The sequence below is a fragment of the Butyricicoccus sp. AM78-15b2TA genome, assembly GCF_027665985.1.
GTDB lineage: Bacteria > Bacillota > Clostridia > Oscillospirales > Butyricicoccaceae > Agathobaculum > Agathobaculum butyriciproducens.
In genome coordinates, this window is sequence record NZ_JAQEHY010000004.1 from 27205 (window position 1) to 39299 (window position 12095).

Consider the following 12095-nt stretch of genomic DNA (forward strand, 5'->3'; position numbering starts at 1 on the left):
TTTGTTCTAACATAAGGAGAAAATTACATATGAAAAAGCGTATTCTTGCACTTCTGGCAGCAGGCACCATGCTGCTGACCGGCTGCGGCGCACAGAACGCCGCACAGTCTGATGCGGCAAACAGCGGCAGCGATGATCTGCAGCACCTGACCGTTGTGCTCGACTGGTATCCGAATGCTCTGCACGCATTCCTGTACGAAGCGCAGGAGAAAGGCTACTTCGCAGAGGAAGGTCTGGATGTGGATATCCAGTCTCCGGCAGGCGTAAACGATGCTATGAGCATGGTTGCCGCCGGCAAGGCAGACATCGGTCTGTACTATCAGCAGGATGTGATTCAGGCTCGCGCAGAGCAGAATGTGCCGATCAAGTCCATCGGTGCGGTAGTTCAGGGTCCGCTGAACATCATCCTGTCGCTCAAGGACAAGAACATCACCAAGCCGCAGGATCTCGAGGGCAAAACGGTCGGCTACGCAGGCACCGAGCTTTCCGAGGCACTGGTCCGCAGCATCATGCAGTCCAACGGTGCCGATCCGAACAGCGTGAACATGGTTGACGTTGGCTTCGACCTGATGAGCTCGATGACCACCGGCAACGTCGATGCAACCATCGGCTGTCTGGTCAACCACGAGGTACCGCAGATGGAGAAGGAAGGCTTCGAGGTCAATTACTTCTTCCCGGATGATTACGGTGTGCCGAAGTATTACGAAGGTATTTTCCTCGCAAGCGATGATATGATTGCGAACAATTCCGATACGCTGAAGGGCTTCCTGCGCGCTTGCAGCAAGGGCTTTGAGGACTTCAAGAGCAACACCGCTGATGTTCTGCAGGTTCTGCTCGACAATCAGGATGAGGCAAACTTTGCACTCGACCCGGACGTAGAGAAGAAGTCCTGTGAGACGCTGCTGCCGCTCATGGAGACCGAGGACACGAAGTTCCTCTCTCAGACCGAGCAGTGCTGGCAGGAAAATATTGATTGGATGTACGATCAGGGCCTGATTGCAGAGAAGCCGGATGTTTCCGACGTTATGGTAAACCTCGACTTCTAAAAATACGCATATAGAACAGGGGACAGAGCATTGGCTCTGTCCCTTTTGTGTTATCCGTCCAGCTTGTCGATCATCTCGCGCATTGTGTTCGCAGAACGCTGCAGCTGTGCCAGTTCTTCCTCGGAGAGCGGAATATCCAGCACGGCTTCCGCGCCGTTTCGTCCGACGATGGTCGGCACACCCAGACAAATACCGTCCACGCCGTAGTGTCCGTAAATCATCGAAGTGACCGGCAGCACGGAATGTTCATTGCGTACAATGGCCTCCGCGATGCGCCGCACCGCCATGCCAATACCGTAATAGGTGGCGCCTTTGCTGTCGATAATCTGATACGCTGCATCGCGCACATGCTCGTAAATGCGGGAAAGCTCATCTGCTGGCTTGGTGATGCCGGCAATGCGGCAGTAATCGTCCAGATCGGCACCGGAGATGTTAGCGCTCGACCATACCGCCAGCTCGCTGTCGCCGTGCTCGCCGATGATGAACGCATGCACGTTGCGGCTGTCCACGCCAAGCCGCTGTCCGAGCAGATACTTGAGCCGCGCGGTATCCAGTACGGTACCGGAACCGAGTACACGTCCGGCAGGGAAGCCGCTCAGCTGCTGCGCCAGACAGGTCAGCACATCGACTGGATTGGACACAACCAGCAGAATCGCCTCACGATTGACTGCCGTAAGCTGTGCGATGACGGAGGACAGGATGCCTTTATTTCGTCCGAGCAGCTCCAAACGGCTTTCGCCGGGCTTCTGGTTTGCGCCTGCCGCAATGATGATAAGACCGCATTCGGCGAGGTCAGCATAGTCTCCGGCCATGACGCGGCACGGCTTGCTGAACGCCACACCATGATTGATGTCCGCAGCTTCACCGATAGCCTTGTCGCGGTTCATATCCACGAGTACCAGATCGGAGAACAGTCCGGAAACCGCCAATGTGTATGCGCAGGTCGCGCCGACAAAGCCCACGCCGATCACGCCGCATTTTTGAATATTCGTCATATTGGATACACTCCTTCTGCGAGTAGTATATCCGTTTTGTTGTTGGAAAACACATGACTTTGTGCTATACTTATACTGTATTTTTATCGGCAATATCAGTTCAGGAGGATAGGGCTATGAATAAATGGTTACGCGCTGTCTGTGTTGGCGCGGCTGCCGCTGCTATGCTGACCGCTTCGGCCTTTGCGGCAAATTATACGAATTGTGCGGATTCGCTGCACGAAATGGGGCTGTTTCAGGGCACGCAGAACGGCTACGATCTTGACCGCACGCCGACCAGAGCGGAAGCGGCTGTCATGCTGGTGCGGCTGCTCGGCAAGGAGGCTGAGGTCAAGACGCTGACGTATACTGCACCGTTTACCGATCTCAAGGGATGGGAAAAGCCGTATGTGCAGTATCTGTACAGCAACGGTCTGGTGAACGGCACGAGCCGGACGACCTTCAATCCGACCGGCAAGTGCACCGCGCAGATGTACGCGACCTTCCTGCTGCGTGCGCTCGGCTACTCGGATACGGCGGATTTCAGCTATGCGAACGCAATAGAGACTGCTCGTGAGCAGGGTATTTACGACACCGGTATCATCAACACGCAGAATTTTCTGCGCGATGATGCTGCAGCGGCAAGCTACACGGCGCTGTCCGTTTCGCCGAAGAACAGTGAAGGCACGCTGCTCGATCAGCTTGTCAGCGAAAACGCGATAACCGAAGCGGACGCGAAGCGGTATCAGAGCCTGTTTTTAAGCTATGCACAGTACCGCGAGACAACCGCCGGTATGGATGCTCTGCTGCATTACTCGGTCAACAGCGAGTTTGCGTCTCCGGCGGCTGTGACCCATGACGGCAGGACGGTCATGCAGGTGCAGACGAGCGAGACCACCGTGTTCGACCGTGAGAAGAATGAACTGCTCACCGATCGCAAAATGACGCTTTCCGCGCCGAATACATCGGATAAGCAGCTGCTGACGCAGAGTTATCTGTCGGACGGTGCGCTGTATCACAAATTGAACGGCTCATGGTCGGCAGAGCTGGTGACTGTCGCTGAGCAGGAGAGCCTTGCCGCGATGTATGGCCGCGTACCGCTGGTATGTGTCGATTCGCTGAGTCAGCGTGCAGGCAGCTGGACCATTATCTGTGCCGATACGCCGAACGCGTACACCGAACTGCTCTGGTCGGTCGAAAGTGCAATGGGTGATTTAGACGAAGCCGTCCGGCTGCAGCCGACCACGGTAACGCAGTCGGTCAGCGGCGGTACGATTCGCAGGCAGAGTGTTTCCGCAGCCTTCACGCTGGACGGCATGACGGCAGAGCCTATTATCATCAGCACACTGGACAAAACCGGTGCAGATGCTGTGCTGAACGCGCCCAAGTAAACGCATAAGTTCCGCCTTTTTCGCATATTTGTGTGATACGGAGGTGCGGAGATGGAGAGACGGCTGAAATGCGGCGTTTGCGCCGCGGCGGCACTGGCGCTGGTGCTGTGCTTTGGCATGGAACAGAAAATCCGTGCAATACAGACAGCAGGGAACACCGAAGTTACGCTCGTCATCGATGCCGGACACGGCGGCTTCGACGGCGGCGCGGTCGGCGCGGATGGAACCGCCGAGCAGGATATCAATTTGAGCATTGCAAAACGGGTGCAAGTGCTGGCGAATTTCTTCGGTGTGCCGACTGCTATGACGCGGCCGGATGAAAATGCACTTGATTACGACCCTTCCCGCACGGTGCGAGAGAACAAAATCGCGGATATCAAGGCGAGAGAAAAGCTGGTAAACAGCATTCCGTCACCGGTGTTTCTGAGCATTCACCTGAATAAATTCAGTGACGCACAGTACCATGGCGCACAGGTGTTCTACTCGGCAGGGAATGTGCAGAGCAAGCCGTTGGCCGAGCAGATACAGCAGTGCTTGATCGACGGCTGCGACCCATTGAATCATCGCAAGGCTAAACAGGCAGACAGCGCCATCTATCTGATGAAAAGGCTGGACTGTCCGGCGGTTATCATCGAATGCGGCTTTCTGTCCAATCCGGCCGAAGAAGCGCGGCTGCGGGACGAAACCTATCACAAACAACTTGCTGCTGCCGTGATCTGCGGATATTTACGCAGTCAGAGCGGTATGTAACGGAGGAAATATGAAGCAAAAGACAGTTTTTCTGTGCGGTGACTGTGGCTATGAAAGTCCGAAATGGTACGGCAAATGCCCGTCCTGCGGCGCATGGAACACCATGAGCGAATTCAAGGAGAAGCCGGTTTCGGCGGCACGCGGCACGAATACATTTCAGCGCGGCGAATCGCGGCCGACGCTGCTCAAGGATATTGATACCGGAGACGAAAGCCGGTTCCATTCTGGAATCGGTGAACTCGACCGCGTTCTCGGCGGCGGCGCTGTACACGGCTCGTTTGTGCTGGTCGGCGGTGAGCCGGGCATCGGCAAATCAACGCTGCTGCTGCAAATGTGTCAGGAAATGTGCAAAAATGCCCGCGTGCTCTATGTTTCGGGTGAGGAATCGCTCAAGCAGATCAAAATTCGTGCGGCACGTCTACACATTTCTTCACCCGAGCTGTACATCCTTGCAGAAACCGACATGGAGCAGATCATCAACGAAACTGAGTTGCTTGAGCCGGATATTCTGATCGTGGACTCTATCCAGACGGTCTACAAGCGTGATTTAACTGCCGCTCCCGGCGGTACAACGCAGATCAAGGAATGTGCGATGAGCCTGATGCAGTACGCGAAGAATCGCAACGTGACGATTTTTATTGTTGGTCATGTCAACAAAGAGGGTACGCTGGCAGGCCCCAAAATCCTCGAGCATATGGTAGACTGCGTGCTGTATTTCGAGGGGGAATCCGCAGGTCCGTTCCGCTGTCTGCGTGCGGCGAAAAACCGCTACGGCTCAACCAATGAAATCGGCGTGTTTGAAATGAGCGATCACGGTTTGCTCGAGGTGCAGAATCCGTCTGCGGCTATGCTGGCCGGTCATCCGCAGGGTGCGTCCGGCAACTGCATTGCCTGCGTGATGGAGGGCAGCCGTCCTCTGCTCGCCGAGGTGCAGGCGCTTGCTGCGAAAACGCAGTTTGGTGTGCCGCGCCGCACCGCTGCCGGCGTGGACTACAACCGCATGGTGCTGCTGCTCGCCATTCTGGAAAAACGCTGCGGGCTGTTTCTCTCATCGAGCGATGTGTACGTCAACGTCGTCGGCGGCATGCGGCTGGACGAGCCTGCTGTGGATTTGCCGATGGTGCTGGCAATCGCATCCAGCTTTCGAGACAAGCCGCTGCCGGAAGGCGTCATGAGCTTCGGCGAGGTCGGCCTGACCGGCGAGCTGCGTGCGGTGTCCAATCCGGGACAGCGTATCAATGAAGCATATCGTCTTGGTTTCCACACCTGCATCATGCCTATGCAGGATGTGGACGAGGACCTGCTGCAGAAAATGAATATCGTGCGTGCGAAAACCGTCGGTGACGCGATTCGTGCCGTATTGTAAGCATAATTTTCACCTCCTCTCCGCAGACTAAACTCAGTTTGCGTCAGAGGAGGTTTTGCATTTGGAGAAAAAGATCCGCGCGGTGCTGCTTACGACGGCAGGTGCGCTGACGGCAATGCTGTTCTGGTCGTGGAAGCACCGTCCGCCGGAGGCGGTTTTGGTACGCACAGCGGCCGCCGAAACGCAGGATATCTACAATAGTGTGACGATTTTCGGCACGGTCGAGTCCGCAGAAAGCACAGCGGTTTGTCCGGCGGAAAATGCCGTAGTAAGCGCAGTGTATGCCGCGGCAGGTGATACTGTACAGCAGGGCGATATCCTGTGCACGCTGACTGATATCGGCAGATCGCAAACAGCTGCGGATTACTGGCAGACCGCACAGAGCGTGTTTGCGATTTCCGGCACAGTGAATACTGTCACCGCCGAGGACGCTCACGCGCTGTATGCGCCGATGGACGGTACTGTGCTGACCGTTCCGCAGGCGGGCGAGAGCGTATCGGCCGATATGCCATGCATACAAATTGCGAATCCGGATAAGCTGCGCGTGCGTGCGCAGTCTCCCGAGCTATATGTGGGAGAGCTTGCTGTCGGGCAGCGCGCTAACATCACATTTTCGGCAGTGGACGGCACCTTTCACGCCGAATTAACCGCAATCGCGCCTGCGGCTGTGAAAACCTTTAGTCTGACAAACGAAGATGCCGAAGCAACCGTTGAGGTGCTGCTTGATTTGAACGGCTCAACCGAAAATCTGCGCCCCGGCTATTCCGCGACCGTTAAGGTATTCACAGACCATCGAGACGATGCTGCGGTTGTACCATATGAAGCAATTTGCCAGCGCGGAGAACAAGAGTTTGTATTCTGCGTGCAGGACGGCCATGCCGTGCAGTGCGCGGTACAGACCGGCTATCTGCTCGAGGATACGGTTGAAATTATAGACGGCTTGCCGACAGGTGTATCAGTCATTCTGTCGCCGCCCGATGAATTGACTGACGGTGATCCGGTGGAGGTACAGACATGAAACTGCGGGATATTCTGTCACTGGCGGCACATAATCTGCGGGAAAGTCCGCTGCGGACGGCACTTTGCGCGCTTTCTGTTGCGGTTGGAAGCGGTGCACTGCTGCTTATCCTTTCCATTGGTCTGTATGGGCGAAAACAGGTGGACGTCGGTTTGCAGACACTCGGCGTCAGCGGTTTATCGGTGTACACGGAAAGCGGACACGCGGGAACGATACTCTCGGCAGCACTGGCGGATGAGATAGAGCAGGATGTAGACGGCATTCGCGCGCTGATGCCGATCAAGGCGCAGAGCGGCACCGTGCGCGTCGGACACACAACTGAGCACGCGGTACTTCTCGGTGCAGACGAACGGCTCGGTGAAGTCATGCAAATGGAGATGCTGGCAGGCACACTGCCGAACGCATGGCAGTGTGCAAACGCTGAGCCGGTCGCCGTGGTCGGCGATGATCTGGCACAGACGCTGTACAGACGGACAAATATCACCGGACGGCAGATTCGGCTAAAGGTAAACGGCACCGACCGGTATTTCACGGTATGCGGTGTTGTGCGGGCACAGACGGGGGCATTCGGCGGAATGCTGTCGGCGGTTGCACCGCATCTGGTCTATGTGCCGTATGCGTGTATCGCGTCGCAAACCGAACGCACGGATCAAGTGTTCGTGCAGTGCATTTCGCAGACAGATACTGCTTCGGTCAGCTCTCAGATCGAAAAGTACCTGACCGATCGACAGCAGGTGCGCGGCGTGCATGTACAGAATATGTCGGGTGCGGTGCAGACCGTACAGCAGCTTGCCGAAATGGGAATCGGCCTGTTTGCCGCCGTCGGTGCGGTGACACTGTTTGTCGCGCTCATCGGTGTGATGGGAAGCATGCTGGCTGCCGCTCACGAGAAAACAGGGGAGATCGGCATTCTGCTGGCGCTCGGCGCACAGCCGCATGATATTCGCCGGACATTTCTCCTGCAGGCTGTGCTGCTGTGCCTGTTCGGCGGAATCGTCGGTCTGGCAGCCGCAGGTGCGCTCCTGCACTTCGGAGCAGCACTGCTCCTGCCGGAAGGCCGTGTGTTTGCCGGATTGCTGATACTTTCCACACTCAGCGGAGCCGCTGCCGGACTGCTCCCGGCGGTTCGTGCGGCCGCTCTCGATCCAATCGACGCAATGTGCAAATAACTCTTTTCTTTCGCCTTTATTTGTGCTATCATTAACAGTGACAAATAACGAATAGGGCGATTGTACCGTAGAAAGGAATGGAGTTCGCATGCGCCATATTATTGATTTATGTGATTTAACGGAAAAAGAATTTTCCGATCTGTACAAGCTGGTCAGCAATATTATCGACCGACCGGAGGGTTATGTAGATGCCTGCCGCGGCAAGGTGCTGGGCAGCCTGTTTTATGAACCTTCTACCCGTACCAACCTGTCGTTTTCCACCGCAATGATGAGACTGGGCGGCAGTGTTGTCGGTTTTTCCGATCCGAACGCCACTTCTGCGTCCAAGGGCGAAACGCTCAAGGATACTATCAACATGGTATCCAGCTATGCGGATATGATCGTCATGCGCAACCCGCGAGAGGGCGCAGCCAAGGTAGCTTCAATGTACTCGTCTGTGCCTGTCATCAATGCCGGCGACGGCGGTCATCTACACCCGACCCAGACGCTTGCCGATATGATTACCATTTTGCGTATGCGCGGCTCTGCTGACGATATGAAGATTGGTCTGTGCGGTGATTTGAAGTACGGCCGTACCGTGCATTCTCTGTTGCATTTCCTGCAGCGGTATCATAATGTACAGTTTTATCTGATCGCACCTGATGCACTCAAGCTGCCGGACTATATGGTAAAATTCCTGAAAGACAACAATATGCCGTTCTGCGAGGTAGACAGCATTGATGAAGTTCTGCCCGAGCTGGATGTGCTGTACATGACTCGCATTCAGCGCGAGCGCTTTGTCACGGCAGAGGAGTACGCAAACCTTGAAGGCAATTATCAGCTGACTGCTGAGAAGATGAAGCGCGCCAAGAAGGACATGCTGGTGCTTCATCCGCTGCCGCGTGTTGATGAGATTGCACAGGACGTGGATGATGATCCGCGTGCAGTCTATTTCCGCCAGGCACGATTCGGCATGTTCGGCCGTATGGCACTGCTGCTGACGCTGTCCAAGCTGCCGTTCGAGCGTGCCGGTCATCATGAAATCGGTGCAGATCCCGGCATCCGCTGCTCCAACCACAAGTGCATTACGCGAAGCGAGCTGTATGTACCGCTGCACGGCAAGGTCGGTGACCGCTGTCCGTACTGCGATGCCGCGCTGGAGATGCAGCTGTAATAAAAAAAACAAAGAGTCTGTTGCAGAACAGGTCCGCAAAGAACGCAGGGACGAAAAGTCGCATAAGGCATTTCGTCCCTGCGTTTGTTTTCGAAAATGGGTGGTTTGATCTTGTTTCACACCTAATCATAAAGCAAAAAGACGAGTAAGCAATCCCTTTCGAGGAAACTTACCCGTCTTTTCTTACGCACTATTTTGCAGCGCGCCCTTTTATGTTACTTATCGCTGTTTTTCGGCTGTTTTACAGGCACACGCTCACCGTTCGGCCGGATTTCCGCCAGCGGATTCCTTGCCGCAGCTTCGCGCATGTTTTCATTCTCGATGTGGGTGTAGATCATGGTCGTATCCACACTCGAGTGACCAAGAATGCTTTGCAGTGTGCGGATATCCACGCCGTTCTGGTACATGAGCGTTGCCGCTGTGTGACGCAGCTTGTGCGCAGAGTATTTTTTCTGATCGAGACCGGCCTGACCGATATATTTCTTTACCAGCCACTTGACCGTCTGTGCGTTAATACGGTTGCGCTTTTTGCTGACGAACAGCGCGTCCGCGTCCTGCTCATTCGGCTCCAAGCGTTTGGGCAGATACTGCTCGAGCGCGGCGAGACACGCATCGTTGAGAAATACCGTCCTCTGCTTGCCGCCCTTACCGAGCACGCGCACGGTATCGTCCTTGAAGTCGGTCAGATTCAGACCGACCAGCTCGGAAACACGCATGCCACAGTTAAGGAAAAACGTCAGGATGCAGTAATCTCGCTCGGCATACGGGCCGGTGACGGATTCCAGAAGCCGCACACTGTCGTCTGTCGTGAGGTAAGTCGGCAGGGACTTTCGGACAGTCGGCGCTTCCAGTCCGCTGACCGGATTAACCTCTAAAACATGCTGTTTATCGGTCAAATACCGGAAAAATGCGCGTATCGCAGAGACCTTGCGTGCACGCGAGTTGACACTCAATCCGTAATTGGTGTGGTTGCTGTTCTGCTGAGTTGGGCGGCTCTGCGCCATGTATTCCAGATAATCATAGGTGTCCGACAGCGTGATATCACGGATAAAATCCAGATCAATGTCGCTGATGTCGATCTCATCAAGCGGAAGATTTTTATCGACTGCGCCTTTGTTGTGCTTGAGTACGCGAAAAAACAGCCGCAAATCAAGATAATACTCGTGTGCGGTTTTTGCGGATTTGCCGCGTATTGTGGAAATATAGGTTAAAAAATCCCGCAAAACGCGCGGTGCGTCTGCGGCGTATTCGTTCATCGGCTTGTCCATTGCTGCGCTCTCCTCGCCTGCTGTGATACTGTATTTATTATAACGCATTCTGCAATTTGCGTCAAACTTGCAATTTTCGGAAAAACAACGTATAATAAAGCCAACAACTTAATGGAAGGGGCATGGCTGATGAGCCGAATTTCTATTCAGCGTGGAGATATTACTCAATGCACGACCGATGCGATCGTAAACGCTGCCAACACGTCCCTGCTGGGCGGCGGCGGTGTGGACGGTGCCATTCATCGAGCGGCAGGACCGGAGCTGCTGGCGGAATGCCACACGCTCGGCGGCTGTCGGACCGGCGAAGCCAAAGCAACACGAGCATATCGTCTGCCATGTCGGTATGTCATTCATACGCCGGGACCGATCTGGCGCGGTGGACATGCGGGTGAGGCGGTACTGCTGGCAGGCTGCTATCAAAACTGCCTGCGCATTGCATCTGAATTAAATTGCAAAACCGTGGCGTTTCCGTCCATCAGCACCGGTGTGTATCGCTTTCCGCTGAATCGTGCCGCTGAAATCGCTATCCGTACGATTGAGGAATATCTTTCAACTCATGCAGAAATTGAACAGGTAAGCATGATCTGCTTTGATGGAACCACGCTTTCGGCGTATCAAAACGCGCTTTCTGAACGGGAGGCTAACCATGTCTAAAAATCCGAATCAAAAGCTGAAGCTGCTGTATTTATACCAAATCCTGCTGCAGCGAACGGATGAGAACCATAAACTCACCACAGATGAACTGCGTGCGGCGCTCGAGCGCTGCGGCATTACCGCTGAGCGCAAAAGCATTTATTCGGACATCGAAGCACTCCAGAATTTTGGTCTGGATGTAATTTGTCAGAGAGGTACCGGCGGCGGCTATTACGTCGCGTCACGCGAATTTGAACTGCCCGAGCTCAAGCTGCTCGTGGATGCAATCCAGTGCTCCCGCTTTATCACCGAGAAAAAATCCAACGAGCTCATCGGCAAAATCGAGCACCTCACCAGTGACCATGAAGCGCATACGCTCCAGCGTCAGGTGTATGTTTCCGAACGTGTGAAAACGCTTAATGAGCAGATTTACTACAATATTGATGCGCTGCATGCGGCCATATCCAACGATGTCCAGATTACGTTTCACTATTTCAACTGGGTGCTGAATTTCTCTGCCAGTCCGCGCATTCAAAAGCAGTACCGCCGAGATGGTGCGCGCTACCGCGTCAGTCCGTGGGCACTAACGTGGGACAATGAAAATTACTATCTGATTGCCTTCGATCACGATGCCGGTGAAATCCGCCACTACCGCGTAGATAAGATGGATTCACTTGTGCAGACCGACCTGCCTCGTGAGGGTAAACAGCTGTTCGACGATCGGTTTGACGCGGCAGCCTACTCCCGTAAGGTGTTCGGCATGTTCTCCGGCGAGGAGAAAACCGTGAAGCTGAAATGCCTGAACCGCTTTATCGGTGTCATGCTCGACCGCTTCGGCAGCAGTCTGCGTCTGTTTCCGGCGGATAACGAACATTTTTATCTGGATGTGGATGTTGTCGTCAGTCCGCAGTTTTTTTCCTGGGTGTTCAGTCTGGAAGGCGATGTGCGCATTGTAAACCCGCCGGAGGTCTGCGAAGCGTTTGAAAAGCAGATTCACAAATTCATAGACTAAGTACCGTTTAACGTACTTTTCTTTTGTTATACTATGTACAACAAAAGGAAAGGGGATGCGCAAGATGAACTGCACTCTCGAATATGTAAACGGACACATTGAAGTATATGACGGAACCGGCGCGTTTCTTTTCTCTGCCGACACCAAACAGGAGGCGCTTGAAGAACTCGAAGACGCCGCTTAATTTCATAAAAAAGAGACTGTATCGGTGATACAGTCTCAGCTTGTCGAAAAAGTCAGATTTCTATTTTGTGCTTCGTGCGACAGCACGCATAAAATAGAATTTGCGCAGCAAATTCATAAAAACCGGGGGCG

At 54.4% G+C, this 12095-nt stretch carries 11 protein-coding genes; 9 read left to right on the top strand and 2 right to left on the bottom strand.

Features of this window, described 5'->3' with window-relative positions; genetic code table 11:
* Nucleotides 1-29: 29 nt before the first annotated feature.
* Complete coding sequence (locus tag PGS25_RS05215) at nucleotides 30-1046, top strand: ABC transporter substrate-binding protein (protein ID WP_270417905.1); 1017 nt, start codon at nucleotides 30-32, stop codon at nucleotides 1044-1046.
* Between the two features lie 50 nt (nucleotides 1047-1096).
* Here the strand turns inward: PGS25_RS05215 and PGS25_RS05220 are convergent, their stop codons facing one another.
* A complete protein-coding gene (locus PGS25_RS05220) occupies nucleotides 1097-2041 on the bottom strand; it encodes an L-lactate dehydrogenase (protein ID WP_117488082.1) in 945 nt (314 codons plus the stop codon).
* A gap of 116 nt (nucleotides 2042-2157) precedes the next feature.
* On the opposite strand from PGS25_RS05220, the gene PGS25_RS05225 reads away from it, so the two are divergent.
* The 6 genes from PGS25_RS05225 (at nucleotide 2158) to pyrB (ending at nucleotide 8867) form a co-directional block, all read left to right on the top strand.
* Nucleotides 2158-3411 carry an S-layer homology domain-containing protein gene (locus tag PGS25_RS05225; protein WP_270417906.1) on the top strand — a complete coding sequence of 418 codons (1254 nt, stop codon included), beginning with the start codon at nucleotides 2158-2160 and terminating at the stop codon, nucleotides 3409-3411.
* Nucleotides 3412-3462: 51 nt separating this feature from the next.
* Nucleotides 3463-4161, top strand: coding sequence for an N-acetylmuramoyl-L-alanine amidase (locus PGS25_RS05230; protein WP_270417907.1), 699 nt, complete (start codon nucleotides 3463-3465; stop codon nucleotides 4159-4161).
* Nucleotides 4162-4171: 10 nt separating this feature from the next.
* Nucleotides 4172-5527, top strand: coding sequence for a DNA repair protein RadA (gene radA, locus PGS25_RS05235; RefSeq protein ID WP_110436803.1), 1356 nt, complete (start codon nucleotides 4172-4174; stop codon nucleotides 5525-5527).
* 61 nt (nucleotides 5528-5588) lie between these two features.
* Complete coding sequence (locus PGS25_RS05240) at nucleotides 5589-6545, top strand: efflux RND transporter periplasmic adaptor subunit (protein ID WP_270417908.1); 957 nt, start codon at nucleotides 5589-5591, stop codon at nucleotides 6543-6545.
* A complete protein-coding gene (locus PGS25_RS05245) occupies nucleotides 6542-7714 on the top strand; it encodes an ABC transporter permease (RefSeq protein ID WP_270417909.1) in 1173 nt (390 codons plus the stop codon). The genes PGS25_RS05240 and PGS25_RS05245 overlap by 4 nt, the downstream gene beginning before the upstream one ends.
* An 88-nt stretch (nucleotides 7715-7802) precedes the next feature.
* Nucleotides 7803-8867, top strand: coding sequence for an aspartate carbamoyltransferase (gene pyrB / locus PGS25_RS05250; RefSeq protein WP_117488072.1), 1065 nt, complete (start codon nucleotides 7803-7805; stop codon nucleotides 8865-8867).
* 215 nt (nucleotides 8868-9082) lie between these two features.
* Here pyrB and PGS25_RS05255 read toward each other — a convergent pair whose 3' ends face one another.
* Complete coding sequence (locus tag PGS25_RS05255) at nucleotides 9083-10135, bottom strand: tyrosine recombinase XerC (RefSeq protein ID WP_117488071.1); 1053 nt, start codon at nucleotides 10133-10135, stop codon at nucleotides 9083-9085.
* Nucleotides 10136-10264: 129 nt separating this feature from the next.
* On the opposite strand from PGS25_RS05255, the gene PGS25_RS05260 reads away from it, so the two are divergent.
* A complete protein-coding gene (locus tag PGS25_RS05260; RefSeq protein WP_270417910.1) occupies nucleotides 10265-10789 on the top strand; it encodes an O-acetyl-ADP-ribose deacetylase in 525 nt (174 codons plus the stop codon).
* Complete coding sequence (locus PGS25_RS05265; protein ID WP_118480049.1) at nucleotides 10782-11780, top strand: helix-turn-helix transcriptional regulator; 999 nt, start codon at nucleotides 10782-10784, stop codon at nucleotides 11778-11780. Before PGS25_RS05260 ends, PGS25_RS05265 begins: the two co-directional genes overlap by 8 nt.
* Nucleotides 11781-12095 lie beyond the last annotated feature (315 nt).

Excerpts from the sequence above, each read along its gene's own strand:
- PGS25_RS05215 (WP_270417905.1), top strand. The coding sequence starts at position 30 with ATGAAAAAGCGTATTCTTGCACTTCTGGCAGCAGGCACCATGCTGCTG.
- PGS25_RS05265 (WP_118480049.1), top strand. The coding sequence starts at position 10,782 with ATGTCTAAAAATCCGAATCAAAAGCTGAAGCTGCTGTATTTATACCAA.
- pyrB (WP_117488072.1), top strand. The coding sequence starts at position 7,803 with ATGCGCCATATTATTGATTTATGTGATTTAACGGAAAAAGAATTTTCC.
- PGS25_RS05260 (WP_270417910.1), top strand. The coding sequence starts at position 10,265 with ATGAGCCGAATTTCTATTCAGCGTGGAGATATTACTCAATGCACGACC.
- PGS25_RS05245 (WP_270417909.1), top strand. The coding sequence starts at position 6,542 with ATGAAACTGCGGGATATTCTGTCACTGGCGGCACATAATCTGCGGGAA.
- PGS25_RS05225 (WP_270417906.1), top strand. The coding sequence starts at position 2,158 with ATGAATAAATGGTTACGCGCTGTCTGTGTTGGCGCGGCTGCCGCTGCT.
- PGS25_RS05230 (WP_270417907.1), top strand. The coding sequence starts at position 3,463 with ATGGAGAGACGGCTGAAATGCGGCGTTTGCGCCGCGGCGGCACTGGCG.
- PGS25_RS05220 (WP_117488082.1), bottom strand. The coding sequence starts at position 2,041 with ATGACGAATATTCAAAAATGCGGCGTGATCGGCGTGGGCTTTGTCGGC.
- PGS25_RS05255 (WP_117488071.1), bottom strand. The coding sequence starts at position 10,135 with ATGGACAAGCCGATGAACGAATACGCCGCAGACGCACCGCGCGTTTTG.
- radA (WP_110436803.1), top strand. The coding sequence starts at position 4,172 with ATGAAGCAAAAGACAGTTTTTCTGTGCGGTGACTGTGGCTATGAAAGT.